Source organism: Streptomyces sp. NBC_01351 (assembly GCF_036237315.1).
GTDB lineage: Bacteria > Actinomycetota > Actinomycetes > Streptomycetales > Streptomycetaceae > Streptomyces.
The window spans coordinates 7,830,918-7,849,685 of sequence record NZ_CP108356.1 but is presented as its reverse complement, the minus strand read 5'-3'; the positions used below and the strand labels follow the sequence as shown (position 1 = coordinate 7,849,685).

The following is an 18,768-nucleotide window of genomic DNA, read 5'->3' as shown; positions in this document are numbered from 1 at the left end:
CTCATTACGCGGATATTCTGGGACGTATGATCGAGTCCGGACGGCCGCGGCTCCATAGGCGCTCCGGCCCGGGAAGACTTGTGCGGCTGTCGCCGGTCATCCTGACCGTCGTCATCGCAAGCCTGGCCTACACCACTCCGCCGGAAATGGCCTTCAGCCGCCTTCTGCCCGCGGCGCCGGCCCTCGCCGCCGCCATGTGGCCGGTGCTCCCGACCGTCCTGCTCGGGACGGTCTGCCTCCTTCTGATGATCGGCCTCAGCCTCGTCTTCCCCGATCTGGGGACGTGGTGGACGGCCGCGGGGATCATCGCGGTCACCGTGGCCGCCGCGTACGGCAGCCATCTGCGGCTCCAGCGGGAGCGCACGCTCTTCCAGGTGCGGCTCGTCGCCGATGCAGCGCAGCAGGTGGTGCTGAGCCCTCTGCCGCGTCGCATCGGCTGCATCGAGATCGAGTCGCTGTACCTCGCGGCGGCGGCGGAGGCCCGCATCGGCGGGGATTTCTACGAGGTGGTCGACACGCCGTACGGGGTCAGGCTGCTCATCGGTGACGTGCGGGGCAAGGGCCTGCCGGCGGTGGGTGCGGCCGCGGCGATCGTCAACGCGTTCCGGGAGGCGGCCTACGGCGAGACCGACATGGTCGACGTCGCACGCAGGCTGGACGCCAGCAGCACCCGTTACAACTCCGCCTTTCCCCCCGAGGGGCCGATGGAACGTTTCGCCACGGCCCTTCTCGTCGAGATCCCGCACGCGGGCAGCCGTATCGACATCCTCAACTGCGGACACCCCCCGCCACTGCTCCTGCACCACGGGAAACTCCGTGTCCTCGAGTCGACCGATCCGTCTCCACTGCTCAGCCTCGCGGAGCTGATCGGCGATCAGTACACCGTCGACACCTTCGATTTCGCCCCCAACGACCTGCTGCTCCTCTATACCGATGGGATCGCCGAGACCCGCGCCCGCGACGGCGAATTCTTCCCGCTGGCGGCCTGGATGCGTCGACAGCCCCCGACAGCACCCCGCGAACTGCTCAGCGCTCTGCACCACGATCTCCTCCGCTACAGCAGAGGACGCCTTGACGACGACATCGCCGCCCTCGCCGTACGCCTGTGCGAGCCCTGAGTACGGCGCCCCCTGCGCGCCGGCCGTTCGACGCCGCGCGCCGCGCCGTCAGCCGTTGAGCGACTTCATCAGCTCGGGGGCGTAGCGGTCGCCCGCGGCCACGCCGTGCGGGGCCACGGCGTCGATGGCGGCCAAATCCTCGTCGGTGATCGTCACGGCGGTGGCGGCGATGTTCTCCTCCAGGTAGCCGCGGCGCTTGGTGCCCGGGATGGGCACCGCGCCCTGGCGCAGGGTCCAGGCCAGGGCGAGCTGCGAAGGCGTGACGCCCTTCTCCGCGGCGAGGCGGCGCACCTGGTCGACGACGGCCAGGTTGCGGCGGAAGTTCTCGCCCTGGAAACGGGGGTCGGTGCGGCGGAAGTCGTCGGCGGCGAAGTCGTCCGGGCTGGTGATGGCGCCGGAAAGGAATCCCCGGCCCAGCGGGGAGTAGGCGACGAGCCCGATGCCGAGCTCGCGCAGGGTGTCGAGGACGCCGTCGTGCTCGATGCCGCGCTCGAAGAGGCTGTACTCGGTCTGCACGGCAGTCAGCGGGTGGACGGCGTGGGCGCGGGCGATGGTGGCGGGCGCGGCCTCGCACACGCCGATGTGGCGGACCTTGCCGGCGGCGACGAGTTCGGCGAGGGCGCCCACGCTCTCCTCGACGGGCACGTCCGGGTCGATGCGGTGCAGGTAGTACAGGTCGATGTGGTCGGTGCCGAGGTGGCGCAGGGAGCGGTCGGCCGAGCGGCGGATGTACTCGGGGGTCGCGTTGTGCCCGCGCAAGGCGCCTTCGTCGGTGAACTCGACCCCCGTCTTCGTGGCGATCACGGCGGCTTCGCGGCGGCCGGCCAGGGCCTTGCCGAGCAGCCGTTCGTTGTGGAAGGGGCCGTAGCCCTCGGCGGTGTCGAGCAGGGTGACGCCGAGCTCCAGGGCTCGGTCGATGGTGGCGAGCGATTCGGCCTCGTCCGTGGCTCCGTAGTGGGCGCTCATGCCCATCAGCCCGAGTCCCTCGGCGCCGACCTTCAGTCCGTTGCTGCCCAGTGTGCGGATGTCCATCGCGGTCTCCCTGATAAGTAACTAACTGGATAGGTAGACCATGCACCGCCCCCGCGGTGGATGTCAATAACCAGATAGTTACTTGCTAGGCTCGAGACATGGCACGGGATTCCAGCGCGACCAAGGCACGCCTGCTCGATGCGGCACTCGCAGAGTTCGCCACGCACGGCATCGCCGGGGCGCGGGTCGACCGCATCGCCGAGGCCGCACAGGCGAACAAACGGCTGATCTACGTCTACTACGGGAACAAGGAGCAGCTCTTCGACGCCGTGCTCCAGCGGGCGCTGGAGACCGGCTCGGAGTCCGTACCGTTCGACGCGGACGACCTGCCCGGCTACGCGGGCGCGATCTTCGACCACCTCGTCGAGCGGCCACCGCTGATGCGTCTGGTGCTGTGGAAGCGGCTGGAGCGTCCGGGGGGCACGGCCACCGAGGAAGCCGCCTACGAGGCCAAGATCGCAGCAGTGCGGAAGGCTCAGCAGGCAGGCCGGATCACCGCCGGAATGGACGCCGCCGACCTGCTGGCGATGGTGGTGGCCACGTCTCAGGCGTGGTTCGGCACGGTGGGCGGACCGGCGGCCGGCCGGCCGGGCGGCGACTGGGTACCGGAGCAGCTCGCCCGCCACCGGGCGGCGGTGGTGGAGTCCGTACGCCGGATCACCGCACCGCCCGGGACCGCGAGCTGAGGCGTGAGCTCGCCGGACACTGCGGGCCGACGCCCGAAGCGGTACCGGATGGCGTAACGCCTCTGGCCCCCGCCGCGGACATCGACCAGCATGAGGACAGCGGGACCGGCGGACGAGATGGGCACGCATGCGCGCCACCGAGAGCAACCAGGACTATCCCTTCGCTGTCACGAACACGGCCGCGGCGCTGCTGGACCATGCCGGGACGGTCATCGCCTGGACACCGGCGGCCGAAATCCTCCTGGATCGCACGTCCGCAGACGTGTGCGGCCGACCTGTACGGGACCTCCTGGCGGACGCGAGCAGCTGGGAAGCGGTTCTGGCCCAGGGCAAGCACGGGGCCCGGGAAGGGTGGGAGGGCCGGGCCGCGCTGCGGCACGGCTCAGGACGCGAGCTGGAGATCGGCTTCCGCGTCATACCGCTGGACGACGGCGCGCACGGGGACGCGGCCCGCTGCTTCGTCATCGGCTCGCCCCTGGGTCTCGTGGCCCAGTGGCGGCAGGACCACGCCTTCACGCACGAACTCTTCCTGCAGGGCCGAGTGGGCCTGGCCGTCTTCGACGCGGAGCTGCGCCTGCTGCGGACGAACACGCACCTGTTGCCCTACACCGGGGTGCCCGTCGACCTGACCGGCCGACGGCTGGCCGACTTCCTGTGGGCCGAGGACGCGCGGATCATCGACGACCGGCTGCGGGAGGTCCTGCACAGCGGGAACCCGCTGATCGGCTTCAACGCGACCGCACGCACCCTGGACGACCCGAGGGGCGGCCGGGTCGTGACCATCCAGGCGTTCCGGCTTCAGGAACCCGACGGACATCCGATGGGTGTGGCGGCGGTGTTCACCGACGTCACCGACCACGAGCGGGCGCGTGGACGCCTGGACCTGCTGTACCGCGCGACCGGAGCGCTGGGCGGTTCGCTGTCCGTCCTGCGCACCGTCGAGGACCTGGTCAAAGTCCTGGCGCCCGCGTTCGGCGACTGCGCCGCGGTGGATCTCGCGGAGACCGTTCTGACCGGCGGCGAACCACCCGCCGACGGGCATCTCACGCTGCCCCTGATCCGGATGGCCGTCGCCGGAGCGGAAGCGGACGCGCTGCCCACGGGTACGGTCCACTTCACGGCTCCCCTCGCCGAAGCCGTTCCCCACCCTCCGAACCCGACCGCGCCCGGGGCGCGGGAGTGCCGGGGAGAGCTGGTCACCGGCCTTAGAGCCCGGTCCACGGGGCCCGGGAACGGCGCGGCCCCGCAGTGGGCCACCGCGGTACCGGGTGCGCATGCGGCGATGACGGCGCCGCTGTGCGCCCGGGGCATCAGGTTCGGCAGGCTCACGCTCTGGCGCACGGGGGACGCTCCCCCGCCGGACGAGGACGACCTGGCACTTCTGGAGGAGATCGCCGCCCGTGCGGCCATCGCCGTGGACAATGCCCGGCGGTACACGAAGGAACGCCGCACCGCCGTGGGCCTGCAGCGCAGCCTTCTCCCGCCGGCCACCTCGGAAAGGCCCGCGCTGGAAGCCGCCGGCCTCTACCTGCCGGCCGACGCGGACAGCGGCGTGGGCGGCGACTGGTTCGACGTCATCCCCCTGTCGTCGGCCCGGGTCGCCCTGGTGGTCGGCGATGTCGCCGGTCACGGACTGCACGCCACGGCCATGATGGGACGCCTCCGCAGCGCCGTACGCGCGATGGCGGACCTGGAACTGGAACCCGAGGAACTGCTGGCGCACGTGGACGACATGGTTCTGCAGGTCGTCACCGAGGCCGAGAGCGACGACTCGGAGGACGGCGACGCCGGCACGCCACTGCCCGCCGGACCGGCCGGGGCCACCTGCCTGTACGCCGTCTACGACCCGGTCACCCGAAGTTGCGTCATGGCGAGCGCCGGACATCCGCCTCCGGCCGTGGTCAGCCCGGACGGCACCGTGGAGTACGTCGACCTGTCCCCCGGCCCGCCCCTGGGGGTCGGCGGATGGCCGTTCGAGCCGGTCGAACGCGAGCTGCCGCCGGGAAGCGTCCTCGCCCTGTACACCGACGGCCTGATCGAACGCGGAGAGGGGGACATCGACCAGGGCATGGACGATCTGGCGGCCCGCCTGCTGCGCGCGGACGTACTCGGCCGGCCGCTGCGCGATGCCCGGCACGACATCGTGGAAGGGCTGCCGCCGGGCAGGCTGAGGGACGACGTCACCCTCCTGCTCGCCCGTACCCGGGTGGTGGATGCCGGCTCCATCGCGACATGGCGGCTCGCCGCCGACCCGGCGGTCGTCGCCGACGCGCGCCATCTCGTCCTGGACCAGCTGACCGCCTGGGACCTCGACGAGCTCGCCTTCAGCACGGAGCTCATCGTCAGCGAGCTGGTCACCAACTCCATTCGGCACGCCGGGGGCCCGGTCCGACTCCGGCTGATCCACGCGGACACCCTGACGTGCGAAGTCTCGGATTCGAGCAACACGCAGCCGAGGATGCGGCGTGCGAGGAACTCCGAGGAGGGTGGTCGCGGTCTGTACATCGTCGCCCAGCTCTCGCACCGCTGGGGCAGCCGCTACACCAGGGGAGGCAAGACCGTCTGGTCCGAACAGAGCCTGCCCCCCGCCTGACGGGCGGGTCCGGTGTCCGGTCCCCTTGCGGGGCGGTGACCGCAGGCTCATAGTCCAAGGTATGGACGCGCGCGAGGCGGCGCTCCGACAGGCACACAGCCATGCCATCCGCTGGCTGGCGAGCCTGAACGACCGCCGGGTTCCCGCCCGCGCTTCGGTCGATGAGATCGTGCGCGCGCTCGGTGCCGAGCTGCCCGACGCTCCCGGCACGCCCGCCGACGTCGTCGACCTGCTCGCCACGGCCTGTGAGCCGGGGCTCACCGCGTTTCCCAGCGGCCGCTTCTACGGGTTCGTGGTCGGTGGCACCGAACCCGCCGCGCTCGCCGCGGACTGGCTGGTCAGTGCCTGGGACCAGAACTGTGTGATGCGCGCCGCCTCTCCCGCGTACGCGGCGGTTGAGGAGGTCGCCGGCGCATGGTTGCTGGATCTGCTCGGCCTACCGGGCGACAGCGCCGTCGGCTTCACCACGGGTGCCACGATGGCCAACTTCACCTGCCTCGCAGCCGGGCGCGACGCGGTGCTGCGGCGGGCCGGCTGGAACGTCGCCGGCGATGGCCTCGCCGGCGGGCCGGCCGTACGGGTCATCGCCGGCGAGGACCGCCACATGGCCATCGACCTGGCACTTCGCTACCTGGGACTCGGCCGGCCCGAACTGGTGACCGCGGACGGGCAAGGCCGCATCGAGCCCGCGGCCCTGCGGGACGCCCTGGCGGCCGGCGGGCAGCGCCCCACGATCGTGATCCTGCAGGCCGGGGACATCCACTCCGGGGCCTTCGACCCCTTCGTCGAGACGATCGGTGCCGCTCGCGAGGCGGACGCGTGGGTGCACGTGGACGGCGCCTTCGGACTGTGGGCGGCCACGTCCCCGAGGTACGCGCACCTGACGGCGGGCTGCGCCGACGCCGACTCCTGGGCGACGGACGCCCACAAGACCCTCAACGTCCCCTACGACTGTGGGCTCGCCATCGTGCGCGACCCGTCCGCGGTCCGGGCGGCGATGGGTCTGCGCGGCGACTACCTCATCCACGACGAACAGGGCGACCCCGTCGACAAGGTTCCCGAACTCTCCCGGCGCGGCAGGGCCTTCCCCGTGTGGGCGGCGCTCAGGTCCCTCGGCCGGTCGGGCGTGGCCGACCTCGTCGAGCGGCTGTGCCGGCACGCCGCCGCGTTCGCCGCCGGCATCGCCTGGACGGACGGCGCGACCGTGCTCAATGACGTGGTGTTCACCCAGGTCTGCGCCGAGTTCGGCGACGACGAGCGCACGGAGCGGGTACTCGCCCGGCTGCTCGACGACGGCACGGCGTGGATCAGCGGCTCCACCTGGCACGGGCGGCGCGTCATGCGCATCTCGGTGAGCAACTGGTCGACGACCGACGACGACGTGGCGCGCGCACTCGAATCGATCCGGCGCGCGTCCATCAGCGCCTGACGCGCATTCCGTGACCTGCCCCTTTAACCGCGCCGCTGTGATCGAAACCCCAGATCGGCCGACGAACACATCACATTCAAGTGGCAAAAATGAGACAGGACGAAGACGTTATCCGCTCGTTATAAACCCGAGGGTCGGGTGGAAATGTCGGCATTTCTCATAGAGATCCGGGCTCATCGCCGGCACTTCACGACCCCGCGAAGGCGTCTGCATGTATCAACTGCCACACCAGTCCCACAACCCCTTGGGGCCATGCATTTTGCTCCGGCCCTGGGTAACTTCGGCCCGCATGACTGCCCATGCAGAACTGGCCCATTACCGAAAAACCGTCCCGAACGCCCCGACGACGCACATCGACCGCCCCCGACCGGGTGACGGCCCCCTGCTGTGGCGCCTCGCTCGCGACTCCAGGACTCTGGACCTCAACTCGTCCTACAGCTATCTCCTCTGGTGCCGTGACTTCGCCGGCACCTCCGCGGTGGCCCGCGACCCGTCCGGCCGGGCCGTCGGATTCGTCAGCGGATACCTGCGGCCCGAAAGCCCCGGGACCCTGTTCGTCTGGCAGATCGCCGTCGACGAATCCGTCCGCGGCCTGGGCATCGCCGGGGCCCTGCTCGACGGCCTCTCCGCCCGTGTGGCGGCGGAACACGGTCTGAGCGCCCTGGAGACCACCATCTCCCCCGGAAACCTCGCGTCGGAGCGACTGTTCGCCTCGTACGCCGCACGGCACGGCGCCACGCTCACGCGCGAAGTACTGTTCGCCGCCGAGGAGTTCCCGGACGGCGGGCACGACCCTGAGGTCCTGCACCGCATCGAGCCGCTCCACTTCTGATCGGGTCCCGCCCGGCCCCACTCCGGGCACCGCGTACCGAACACCCCCACGTTCACTGGAGAGTTCCCTTGACCATGACCGAGCCGGTCCTGTCCGTCTTCGAGACCCTGGAGTCCGAGGTGCGCAGTTACTGCCGCGCCTGGCCCGTCGTCTTCGACCGCGCCACGGGAAGCCGGCTGTACGACGAACACGGCCGCGGCTACCTGGACTTCTTCGCGGGCGCCGGGTCCCTGAACTACGGCCACAACAACCCCGTCCTCAAACGGGCCCTGCTCGACTACCTGGAGCGGGACGGCATCACGCACGCGCTCGACATGTCGACGACCGCCAAGAGGGCCTTCCTCGAGACCTTCCGGTCCCGCGTCCTCGAACCCCGCGCCCTGCCCTACAAGGTGATGTTCCCCGGGCCGACCGGGACCAACGCCGTCGAAGCGGCGCTGAAGCTCGCGCGCAAGGCCAAGGGCCGCGAGTCGGTCGTGTCCTTCACCAACGCCTTCCACGGCATGTCGCTCGGCTCCCTCGCCGTCACGGGCAACGCCTTCAAGCGGGCCGGCGCCGGCATCCCCCTGGTCCACGGCACCCCGATGCCCTTCGACAACTACCTCGGCGGCAGGGTCCCCGACTTCCTCTGGTTCGAGCGCCTGCTGGAGGACCAGGGCTCCGGCCTCAACCATCCGGCGGCGGTCATCGTCGAGACGATCCAGGGCGAGGGCGGGATCAACGTGGCCCGCGCGGAATGGCTCCGCGCCCTCGCGGACCTGTGCCGGCGCCGCGACATGCTGCTGATCGTCGACGACATCCAGATGGGCTGCGGCCGGACCGGCGAGTTCTTCTCCTTCGAGGAGGCGGGCATCACCCCCGACATCGTCACGCTGTCCAAGTCCATCAGCGGCTACGGACTCCCCATGTCCCTGTGCCTGTTCAAGCCCGAACTGGACCTCTGGGAGCCGGGCGAGCACAACGGCACCTTCCGCGGCAACAACCCGGCCTTCGTCACCGCGACCGCGGCCCTGGAGACCTACTGGGGCGACGGCGTCCTGCGCGAGCGGACGCTCATACAGGGCAGGCGCGTCGAGAGCGCGCTGCGCGAGCTGTGTGCCGAACACGTCCGGCTGGGTGCGACGTACCGCGGCCGCGGACTGGTCTGGGGCATCGAGTTCGCCCACAAGGAGCGCGCCGCGGAGGTGTGCCGAAAGGCCTTCGAGCACGGTCTCCTCCTGGAGACCTCGGGCCCCGAGGGCGAGGTCGTGAAGCTGCTCCCGCCGCTCACCGTCACCGGCGACGAACTCGACGAGGGTCTCGGCATCCTCGCCCGCTCCGTCCGCGAAGCCGCCTGACCGGACCCCCGCACCGAACCCCCACACCACGAAGGGCACCACCATGATCGTCCGCTCGTTCCGGGACATCGAGGGAACCGACCGCCACGTCAGGGCGGCTTCCGGCACCTGGGAGAGCAAGCGCATCGTCCTGGCCAAGGAACGCGTCGGCTTCTCCCTGCACGAGACCGTCCTGTACGCCGGCACCGAGACGTCCATGTGGTACGCGAACCACGTGGAGGCCGTGGTCTGCACGGAGGGGGAGGCCGAGCTCACGGACGAGGAGACGGGCCGGACCTACACGATCACGCCGGGAACCATGTACCTCCTCGACGGGCACGAGCGGCACACCCTCCGCGTGAAGCAGGAGTTCCGCTGCCTGTGCGTCTTCAACCCGCCCGTGACCGGCCGGGAGGACCACGACGAGAACGGCGTGTACCCACTGCTGACCGAACCCGACCACAGCTGACGTACGCACACGCGCAGAGAGGAGAGGCAGGCACCACCATGACCCACGCATCGACCCGCACTGTGAACGACCTGTATCCGACCCGGGGCTCCGAGGAGGTGCTCACCGGCCGGGCGGACCCCGTCGTCTGGTCCGAGCCCGGCACGCCGGGCCCGATGTGGGCCCACGAGCTGGAGAGCTACGAGCGCGACGGCTTCCTGTCCGTCGACGAACTCATCACGCCGGACGAGGTGGACGGCTACCGGGCCGAGATGGACCGGCTGCTCCGTGACCCTTCGACGCTGGCCGACGAGCGGTCCATCGTGGAGCCGAAGTCCCGTGAAGTGCGCTCCGTCTTCGAGGTCCACCGGATCAGCGAGGCGTTCGCGGCCCTCGCCGCCGATCCGCGCGTCGTGGGGCGCGCGCGACAGATCCTGGGCTCCGAGGTGTACGTGCACCAGTCCCGGATCAACGTCAAGCCCGGGTTCGGCGCCAGCGGCTTCTACTGGCACTCCGACTTCGAGACCTGGCACGCCGAGGACGGCCTGCCGCACATGCGCACCGTGTCGGTGTCCATCGCCCTGACGCCGAACTACGCCACCAACGGCGGCCTGATGATCATGCCGGGCTCCCACCGGAGCTTCCTGGGCTGTGCGGGCGCGACGCCGAAGGACAACTACAAGAAGTCCCTCCAGATGCAGGACGCCGGCACGCCGTCGGACGAGGCGCTGACGAAGTTCGCCTCGGCCTGCGGCATCAAGCTCTTCACCGGCAAGGCGGGCTCGGCCACCTGGTTCGACTGCAACGCGATGCACGGCTCGGGTGACAACATCACGCCCTACCCGCGCAGCAACGTGTTCATCGTCTTCAACAGCGTCGAGAACCGCCCGGCGAAGCCCTTCGCGGCCCCGGTGCGCCGACCCGGATACATCGCCTCGCAGGACTTCACCCCCCTGCGCTGACGCGACCGACCGGCCGACCCTGCCGGGCACCTGCCCGGCAGGGTCGGCCGCTCCCCGCTCTTCCGCCCCGCGATGTGATCGGCCGCACGGGACGCGGATGCGGTCAGGCTCGTGGGGGACTCGGGGCAGTGGCCCGGATGGCGCGGCAGGCCGGGCCTTGGGATCATTGCCCCGGAGGACAGCCATGACTCATGACCCACCAGCGTCTCCGCCGTCTCCGTCGGACGGGCCACCGTCGCGCAAGGACGACGGCCGGGTGGACCGGCCTGGCGGCACGGAGGCGGCCGGGTCCGGGGACGACGCTCCAGGGGATGCCGAGCGCGTCGAGCCGTCCCCCGGCTCCGGAAAGCGACGCCGGTTGCCCCACGCCACGCTGCCCGGCTGCTGGGGCGCGCTCGTCCTGGCGTGCTTGTCCTTCACTCCGTCGCTGCTTCCCCGCGGAGGCATCCTCCAAGGACTGGTCTGTGGCATCAGCGCGGCCATCGGCTACGGGCTCGGCGTGATCGCGGCCTACGTGTGGCGCGCTTTCGCCGACCGGGACGCGCGGAGCCCTTCGCGCAGGTCATGGCTCCTCCTGCTCGTCTGCACGATCGTGCTGTTCGGCGTCGCGTTCGGGCTCGGACAGTACTGGCAGCACGAGATCCGCCGGCTCATGGGGGTCACCGACTACAACGTCCTCACCACCATCGCCTGCCCGTTCGTCGCCGTTCTCGTCTTCTACCTCCTGCTGATGGCCGGGCGGGGGCTCCGGCGCCTGTACCACGGGGCCGCCGGCCTGCTCGGGCGCTGGATCGGCCGGCGGGCGGCGCGGGTGGTCGGCTGGCTCGTGGTGGCGGGCCTGGCGTGGTCCGTGTTCAGCGGGGTGCTGCTGGGCGGCTTCGTGAACGCGGCCAACGAGGCGTTCTCGCTGCGTGACACCGAGACGCCGGAAGGCGTGCATCAGCCGACATCGACCCTGCGCTCGGGCGGGCCCGGATCTCTCGTGCCGTGGGACTCGCTGGGCCGGCAGGGCCGGGCCTTCACCGGCAGCGGACCGACGGCCGCGGACATCGGCGCGTTCAGCCACCGCACGGCGCAGGAGCCCGTCCGGGCCTACGCCGGGCTGTCGACCTCCGACGACGCGGAGACACGGGCGGCCCGAGCCGTCGCGGACCTCGAACGGGCGGGAGGATTCAAGCGCGCGAACCTGCTCGTGACGACCACCACGGGAAGCGGCTGGGTCGATCCCGCCGCCGTCGACTCGTTCGAGTACCTCGGCAACGGCGACTCGGCCACCGTGGCGATGCAGTACTCGTACCTGCCGTCGTGGCTGTCCTATCTCGTCGACCAGTCAAAGGCGCGCGAGGCGGGCCGCGAACTCTTCGACGCGGTCTACGACGTCTGGTCCAAGCTGCCCCAAGACGAGCGTCCACAGTTGTTCGTGGCGGGCGAGAGCCTGGGGTCGTTCGGCGGTGAGACGGCCTTCAGCGGGGAGTACGACCTGCGCAACCGCACCGCCGGCACCCTGTTCGCCGGCCCGCCCAACTTCAACACCCTGTTCCGCGAGTTCAGCGATCAGCGCGACCCGGGGAGTCCCGAGATCGGCCCCGTCTACAAGGAGGGGCGGACCGTCCGGTTCACCGACGACCCGGCTGCCGGGATGCCGCCGGCGGACCTGCCGTGGGACGGCACGAGGGTGCTCTACCTGATGCACCCTTCGGACCCGATCGTCTGGTGGAGCCCGAACCTGGCCCTCTCCGAACCCGACTGGATCGGTCAGGCGCCCGGGAAGGACGTGCTCGGCGCGATGGTCTGGATGCCCTTCGTGACCTTCTGGCAGGTCACCGCCGACCTGCCGTTCTCCACCGGCGTACCGGACGGCCACGGCCACACGTACAAGGCCGCGTACGTCGACGGCTGGAATGCCGTCATGCGGCCGACCGGATTCACGGCGCAGGACCTGGACCGGCTGAGGGACATCATCCGGCCGGAAGGCTGAGCCGCCCGACCGCCACGGGGCCTTTGCCGCCGCGCGGTCAGCCCAGCACGAACCCGGCCACGTAACCGAACGCATTGACCGCCCAGTGCAGGCCCATGGGAGCCAGCAGACTGCCACTACGGCGACGCAGCTCGCAGAACAGGACGCCCGCTGCCGCCGTGAACAGCACGGCCGCCACGACCGCCAGGGCGCCGCCGAGCTCGGAGTCTCCGAAGACCGTGGTCAGGGCGGGCTTCGCCGTCGCCAGGTGCAGGGACGGCAGCACGTGCCACAGGCCGAACAGCAGGCTCGACACGGTGGTCGCCCATACCGCCCCGCGGTCGCGGCACACCAGACCGTAGAGCACGCCGCGGAAGGCGATCTCCTCCACCAGGACGGTGCCGACGGGGACCAGCACGAGAACACGCAGCATCAGCTCGCTCCCGCTCATCCCGTCGTACCGCCGGTCCTCGAACAGCGTTCGAGTGGCCGGCAACAGGGCCCCCACGAGGTAGACGGCGCCGACCAGGCCGATGAGGACCAGCGCCCAACGGGCACCGCGGGCCAGTGTGCCGGGCGCCAGGCCCGCGTCCGCCCGGGTACCGCCGGCCCAGCGGAGCACACCGAGCAGCAGGACGCTGACCACGACGGCCGTCATCAGGCCGAACAGGCCACTCCAGACGTGCATGACCAGGTTGGCGGCGACGAGAACGGCCACCGTGAGTCCCACGGCCGGCCAGGTGCCGATCCGTCTGAGGCATCGGCTCCGCGGTATGCCGCCCGCGGCGCGGCGCCCTGGTAGCCGGCGCCGCTCGGCATCGTCGGGGTCGCGGCAGGGCATGGGGGTCTGTCCTTCGGTTTCGCCCACGGTCCGTCTCACCCTCCCCTGGCCCCACGCTACCGGGCACCTCCCCGAGGCGCTCGATCGCGAACGCCCGTGTCAGACGGGCACGGCTGGGTGAGGCCTTCACGTCATCGGCGGCGACATCATGGCGGCCCCCGCCATGGAGGAACCGCGCCGGCCTGCGTGTGAGCGGCTTGGCGCGCGCACCCTGGTGGCCTCGGGCACGCGGGGCCCGTCCGGCAGCATCTGGATTCCGGGCGGACCAAGATCCGGGCCATTCGCGGACCAGCGTCCCATCACCCGGCACAGTCTGTGGCCTTGTAACTGGTCAGCAGCGCTGCGAACCCTGCACGACCAGCAGACCAAGAACACCCTGATCCGGTAGGGATCCGATGCGGGTCCACCGGGCGGCTCCCCGCCGGAGCTGTTCGGGGTGAGTTCATCGGCTGCGCTCGGCTGCGGCGTCTCGCGATGCCGGTGCCGGGCCCAAGAGGACGCGCGGCAGGGCGTCCGGGTGCTTCTCGGCGATCCAGGCGATCAGCTGCTCCCGTACGGCGCAGCGCACCGTCCACAGATCGTCCGGGTCCTTGGCCGTGACGACGGCCCGCACCACGATGGTGGAGGGCGTCGTCTCCGTGACGGCGAGGTCCCAGCCGCGGCCGTCCCACTCCCGGCAGCTGTGCAGGATCTCGCGGACCTTGTCGCGCATGAGGTCGACGGGCGCGGTGTGGTCGCAGTGGAAGAACACGCTGCCGGTCATCTCGGCGCCACCACGGGACCAGTTCTCGAAGGGCCGCGTGGTGAAGTACGAGACGGGCATGGTGATCCGGCGCTCGTCCCACGTGCGTACGGCGAGGAAGGTGAGGGTGATGTCCTCCACCACTCCCCACTCGCCTGCGACCACGACCGTGTCACCGATGCGCACCATGTCGCCGAAGGCGATCTGGAAGCCGGCGAAGAGGTTGCCGAGCGCGGACTGGGCCGCGACGCCGGCCACGATTCCGATGATCCCGGCGGAGGCCAGCAGGGAGGTGCCGAGCGCGCGGAAACCCGGGAAGGTGAGGAGCATGGCAGCGACTGCGACGACTCCCACCACGACCGCCACCACCCGCATGATCAGCGTCACTTGGGTGCGGACCCGGCGCACCCGGGCAGGGTCTCGGGTACCGGTTGCGTAGCGGGCGTACCCCGACTCGACGACGGCGGAGGCCACCGCCACGATCAGCCAGGCCCCGGCACCGATCAGGGCGAGCGAGAGGATCCTGCCCACGGTGGCCGCGTTGTCGTGCACCGGCGGCCATGCGATGTGCCGGTAGGCGCCCTTGAGCAGCGCGGCGAGCAGCACGATGTGCAGGGGGCTGCGGCAACGGCGCAGCAGGTTCCACAGGGGCGTTTCCGGGTGTCGTGCGTCGGCCCGGCGCAGCAGCAGGTCGGCGGCCCATCCGGCCACGACGGTGGTGAGGATCGAGCCTCCCAGGACGGTCGGCAGGAGCAGAGCGCTGTTCATGACTCCCCAAGGGATGTCGGCGACAAGGGCGTTCACTCGCATGCCCCGTGGGAGCGGGCTGACGCGGGCGCGGCGCCACCGCGGACACCGCGGGCGACTCGGCCTCGTGCATGGGGTCCTCAAAGGCGGGTAGCCGGGCCTCGATACGTCCTGACGGCAGCCCGTACCTCAGGGTGCGGGACTGCCGACGACACGGAAGGGGTGTACATGTCGCACGTCGAGGAGTACGTGGAGGTCAACGTCCCCGTGCGCACGGCGTACAACCAGTGGACGCAGTTCGAGGAGTTCCCCGCCTTCATGGAGGGAGTCGAACGCATCGACCAGCGCACGGACACGCTCACCCACTGGGTGACGAACGTGAACGGTGTGCGGCGAGAGTTCGACGCGCAGATCACCGAGCAGCTCCCGGACCGGCGCGTCGCGTGGATGACGGTCGACGGGGAGGCCCTGCAGGCCGGGCTCGTCACCTTCCAGCCGATCGACGCGACCGCCACCAAGATCGTCCTGCACATGAACTGGGTGCCCGAAGGGCTGGCCGAGACGGCCGCCGACAAGCTCGGCTTCGTCCGGCGTCAGGTCGCGGGTGATCTGAAGCGGTTCAAGCTGTTCATCGAGTCGCGCGGGGTGGAGACGGGCGCCTGGCGCGGCGCGGTCTGACCGCCTGCAGGAGCTTGCAGGGCCGGTCGGCGGCCACTGGCTGCGGCTGCGTCGGATACACGTAGGCAGAGCCGACCGCAGCGGCGGACACGGGATGGGCCCGAACTCGTCGAGTTCGGGCCCATCCCCCGGTACCGGGTCAGACGAGGCGGTGACCGAACGGGCCGCCGGCGGAGTAGTACGCGCCGAGCTCCTCTCGGTACGCGATGTCGCCGAGGTGCTCGTGGCGGTGGAACGCCGGGGCGTTCTTGATCTGCTCCTTGGTGCTGTCGACGTAGACCTTTTCCTCGGCCGGGTCGATCCGGAACACCGTGCCCGCCGGGAGCAGCACCTCCTTGCCGAAGATCCACACACCGGTGTCGACGACCAGGTAGGCGTCACCGACCTCGTAGGAGTGCTTGTCGACCTTGCCGATGCTGCCGTCGGTCGCCTCGACCTTGTATCCGGTCAGATCGGTGCCGGCCAGGTGGCCCGCGGTCGGCCTGTAACTCCACACATGCTCAGTCACGCGAAAACAACTCCTCCATCAGACAGGGGAGGGCACGGGTTTCCCCACCGCCCCTCCCTCCTTCGATGCCGTACGGCGCAGCATTCGTGCCCCGTCCGCACTCGTGTGCCCGACCCTCCGCCCTTCATTCACCGGGGCGCGGGGCGAAGGCGGTGCGGCCGCCGGCGGTGTCGACTCGTACGTGCCCGCTGGACTACAGCCGCGCCGGGGTCACCGTGAGGGGCCCGCCCCACCTGGGCGCGCGCCGAGGGCGGCCGTGCCATGCTCAAAGGATGAAGGGCGATGCCGCGCCTGCGGGCGAGGGCGCCGCACCCGAGGTAGTGGCGCTCGCCAAGGTGGTGGCCAGGCTGCGATCGGAAGTCGAGGACCTGGCGGGCCTCGCCGCGACCGCGGCCGTCGTCGAGCGGGCCAAGGGCGTACTGATGGCCCAGGCGGGCGTATCCGCCCACACGGCCCACGAGACGCTCCTCGGCCGCGCCGAGGAGCAGGGCCGCACCCTGCTGGAGGAGTGCTGGATCACCCTGGGGCAGATTCACCCGCGCCCGCCGCCCGGAACCACGCCCCCGTCCGCAGCCCCCGCAGCCCCCGGCGCGGGGAGGAAACCGGCCGCCTCGGCGTTCGGTGCCGGACACCGTCCCGTCGGACGTCCTGTCGGGCGTCGCGTCGGCCGTCGCGACCACGAGGCCGTGCCGCGCCCGCTGCCGGCCCGGCTCGCCGACGGCCTGACCTCGGCACACAGCGGTGACGACATCGCGGAGCTGCTGCGGACCCTGCTCGGCGGGGATGCCGGGGTGGACGCGGTGATGATCTACGCCCTGACCTCCGCCGGAAGCCTGGAGCTGACCGGCCACGCCGGCATCGACGACGAGCTGGCCGAGCAGTGGCGCCGGATCCCCCCGCTCAGCGGCGTCGCCGCGCACGAGGCGATCGCCGAGCGCCGGCCCGTGTGGCTGGAGGACCCGGCGCAGGACGCGCGCCGCTACCTCCTGATCGGGGACCCGCCGGACCGGTGGCCCTCCCGCGCCTGGCTCCCCGTCCCCGCCGACGGGCCCCCGAACACGGCCATCGGCTTCCTTCGGACCCGGCCAGGCCCCTTCGCGGCCGACGTCCGGGCGCTGCTGCTGCGGGCGGCCCGGTTGTGCGCGGGCCCGCTGGGGATGCCGGAGGGGCCCCGGTATGCCGGCCCGGAGGGGGCCCGGCCCGATGTCGACGTGACGGCCGTCCAGCGGGTCCTGGACGCGCTGGCCGGGCCCGCGATCCTGCTGACCCCGCTGCGCTCGGAGGCCGGTGAGGTGGAGGACTACCGCATCGACGCGGCGGCGCCCGAGTCGGTGGACGTCGCCGGGCGGCGCGGCAAGGAGCTCGTCGGCTGCCGGATCCTGGAGACGTACCCGACCGTGGCGGGCACAGCGCTGTGGGACGGATACCTGGAGACGCTCACGACGGGAACCCGGTACGAAGGCGAGCCCTTCACCTACCAGGAGGTGGCCGCCGGTGCCCCGCGGCAGTCCGTCTACTCGGTCCGGGCCTCCAGACTGGGTGACCGCCTGGTCGTCTCCTGGATCCGCCACGACACCGACGAGCGCCAGGCACGGCGGCTGGCCGACATGCAGCGGCTGGGCAACCTCGGCTGGGCGGGATGGGACCTGGCTGCGGAAACCGTCACCTGGTCCGATCAGGTCTACGCCATCTTCGACCGTGACCCGGGCGACGGGCCGCTGACACTAAAGGAACTGCCGCGGCACGTGGTCCCGGACGACCTGCCGAAGCTGGGCTCCGCCGTCCAGCGGCTCCTGGCCAAGGGGGTGGCCATCGACCAGCCCTTCCGGATCACCACCGGCCACGGCGCACGCCACCTGCGGATCGTTGCCGAGGCCCAGACGGACGTGGACGGCACCCCGGTCGAGGTGCACGGCTTCTTCCAGGACCTCAGCGCGCAGCGCGGCGCGGAGCTCGCCCTGCGCGAGAGCGAGCGCGCCATGCTCCTCCAGCGCGGCATGCTCCAGGCCGAACGGGCGCTCGCCGCCAGCCTCCAGGACACCCTGCTGCCGATCCCCGACCAGTCCCTGGAACTCGCCGGCTTGTGCGTCGACGTCGCCTACGTTCCCGCCGACCGGGGAGTCAATGTCGGCGGCGACTGGTACAGCGCCATCGAACTGCCGGACAACAGTGCGCTGTTCGTGGTCGGAGACGTGGCCGGCCACGGTCTCGCCGCCGTCGGCACCATGGCCCAGCTGCGGTTCACCACGAAGGGCATGACCGTCACCGGCTCACCCCTGCCCGACGTCCTGAACCGGCTCAACACCCTCCTGCTCCATACCGCTTCGGACCCGTCCAGCGGCGGTGCCACGGCCACCATGGTCATGGCCCGCTATCAGCCCTGGGATCGTCGCCTGATCTGGGTACGGGCCGGACACCTGCCGCCCTTGCTGGTACGCGGCGACCGGGCGACCTTCCTCGAACAGCCGCCGGGCCCCCTCCTCGGCGCCAGCTTCTCCGCCTCCTACGGGCAGGCCGTCATCGACCTGACGCCCGGCGACCGCCTGCTGCTCTACACCGACGGGCTCGTGGAGGACCCGGGTGAGGACATCGACGTCGGACTCGACCGGCTCGCCTCGGCCACCCTGCGGCTCCTCCGGGAGGGCCACGGCGAAACCCTCGCCCGGACGCTCGCCGCGCTGCGCCCGGGCAACCGGGACGACATCTGCGTACTGGACATCCACGTCCCGGACGACCCGACGCGCCCGCGTCCGTAGCGGAGGAGCACGCGCGGCCCCCGCTCCTCGCCGTGGCGGCCCGCTTCGTACGCCGGGCGCCGCTACGCGGCCACCCGGTCGCGCGAACCGAGGTCGGGCGCCATTGGTGTCACCGGACGCAGC

At 71.2% G+C, this 18,768-nt stretch carries 15 protein-coding genes; 11 read left to right on the top strand and 4 right to left on the bottom strand.

Going from position 1 to position 18,768, the window contains the following annotated elements:
* Positions 1 to 26 precede the first annotated feature (26 nt).
* The gene (locus tag OG625_RS36170; protein WP_329389452.1) at positions 27 to 1,118 is read left to right on the top strand and encodes a PP2C family protein-serine/threonine phosphatase; all 1,092 of its coding nucleotides are present in this window, start codon (positions 27 to 29) and stop codon (positions 1,116 to 1,118) included.
* 48 nt (positions 1,119 to 1,166) lie between these two features.
* Here OG625_RS36170 and OG625_RS36165 read toward each other — a convergent pair whose 3' ends face one another.
* Positions 1,167 to 2,150 (bottom strand): aldo/keto reductase, encoded by a 984-nt coding sequence (locus OG625_RS36165; protein ID WP_329389450.1) that lies wholly within the window; start codon positions 2,148 to 2,150, stop codon positions 1,167 to 1,169.
* 98 nt (positions 2,151 to 2,248) lie between these two features.
* Here OG625_RS36165 and OG625_RS36160 point away from each other — a divergent pair, with 98 nt between their 5' ends.
* The 8 genes from OG625_RS36160 to OG625_RS36125 all read left to right on the top strand — a co-directional run bounded on the left by OG625_RS36160 (position 2,249) and on the right by OG625_RS36125 (position 12,394).
* On the top strand, positions 2,249 to 2,836 hold the full coding sequence (locus OG625_RS36160) for a TetR family transcriptional regulator (protein WP_329389448.1): 588 nt from the start codon (positions 2,249 to 2,251) through the stop codon (positions 2,834 to 2,836).
* A 127-nt stretch (positions 2,837 to 2,963) separates the two neighbouring features.
* The gene (locus OG625_RS36155; protein WP_329389446.1) at positions 2,964 to 5,429 is read left to right on the top strand and encodes a SpoIIE family protein phosphatase; all 2,466 of its coding nucleotides are present in this window, start codon (positions 2,964 to 2,966) and stop codon (positions 5,427 to 5,429) included.
* A gap of 61 nt (positions 5,430 to 5,490) precedes the next feature.
* Positions 5,491 to 6,858 carry a pyridoxal phosphate-dependent decarboxylase family protein gene (locus OG625_RS36150; protein WP_329389444.1) on the top strand — a complete coding sequence of 456 codons (1,368 nt, stop codon included), beginning with the start codon at positions 5,491 to 5,493 and terminating at the stop codon, positions 6,856 to 6,858.
* A gap of 289 nt (positions 6,859 to 7,147) precedes the next feature.
* A complete protein-coding gene (gene ectA, locus OG625_RS36145; RefSeq protein ID WP_329389442.1) occupies positions 7,148 to 7,690 on the top strand; it encodes a diaminobutyrate acetyltransferase in 543 nt (180 codons plus the stop codon).
* A 68-nt stretch (positions 7,691 to 7,758) separates the two neighbouring features.
* On the top strand, positions 7,759 to 9,027 hold the full coding sequence (gene ectB / locus OG625_RS36140; RefSeq protein WP_329389440.1) for a diaminobutyrate--2-oxoglutarate transaminase: 1,269 nt from the start codon (positions 7,759 to 7,761) through the stop codon (positions 9,025 to 9,027).
* Between the two features lie 43 nt (positions 9,028 to 9,070).
* Positions 9,071 to 9,475, top strand: coding sequence for an ectoine synthase (locus tag OG625_RS36135; protein ID WP_329389438.1), 405 nt, complete (start codon positions 9,071 to 9,073; stop codon positions 9,473 to 9,475).
* 38 nt (positions 9,476 to 9,513) lie between these two features.
* Entirely contained in the window at positions 9,514 to 10,416 is a 903-nt protein-coding gene (thpD, locus tag OG625_RS36130; protein ID WP_329389436.1) for an ectoine hydroxylase, read from the top strand.
* A gap of 409 nt (positions 10,417 to 10,825) precedes the next feature.
* A complete protein-coding gene (locus OG625_RS36125; protein WP_329389434.1) occupies positions 10,826 to 12,394 on the top strand; it encodes an alpha/beta hydrolase in 1,569 nt (522 codons plus the stop codon).
* Positions 12,395 to 12,431: 37 nt separating this feature from the next.
* Here OG625_RS36125 and OG625_RS36120 read toward each other — a convergent pair whose 3' ends face one another.
* Together OG625_RS36120 and OG625_RS36115 are read right to left on the bottom strand one after the other, a co-directional pair.
* Entirely contained in the window at positions 12,432 to 13,103 is a 672-nt protein-coding gene (locus OG625_RS36120; protein WP_329389432.1) for a CPBP family intramembrane glutamic endopeptidase, read from the bottom strand.
* Between the two features lie 553 nt (positions 13,104 to 13,656).
* On the bottom strand, positions 13,657 to 14,724 hold the full coding sequence (locus OG625_RS36115) for a mechanosensitive ion channel family protein (RefSeq protein WP_329389429.1): 1,068 nt from the start codon (positions 14,722 to 14,724) through the stop codon (positions 13,657 to 13,659).
* Between the two features lie 207 nt (positions 14,725 to 14,931).
* Between OG625_RS36115 and OG625_RS36110 the strand changes: the two genes are divergently transcribed.
* Positions 14,932 to 15,381: an SRPBCC family protein gene (locus OG625_RS36110; protein ID WP_329389427.1), complete on the top strand. Its 450-nt coding sequence runs from the start codon at positions 14,932 to 14,934 to the stop codon at positions 15,379 to 15,381.
* A 139-nt stretch (positions 15,382 to 15,520) separates the two neighbouring features.
* Here OG625_RS36110 and OG625_RS36105 read toward each other — a convergent pair whose 3' ends face one another.
* The gene (locus OG625_RS36105; protein WP_329389425.1) at positions 15,521 to 15,889 is read right to left on the bottom strand and encodes a PRC-barrel domain-containing protein; all 369 of its coding nucleotides are present in this window, start codon (positions 15,887 to 15,889) and stop codon (positions 15,521 to 15,523) included.
* A gap of 272 nt (positions 15,890 to 16,161) precedes the next feature.
* On the opposite strand from OG625_RS36105, the gene OG625_RS36100 reads away from it, so the two are divergent.
* Positions 16,162 to 18,645: a SpoIIE family protein phosphatase gene (locus OG625_RS36100; protein WP_329389423.1), complete on the top strand. Its 2,484-nt coding sequence runs from the start codon at positions 16,162 to 16,164 to the stop codon at positions 18,643 to 18,645.
* Positions 18,646 to 18,768 lie beyond the last annotated feature (123 nt).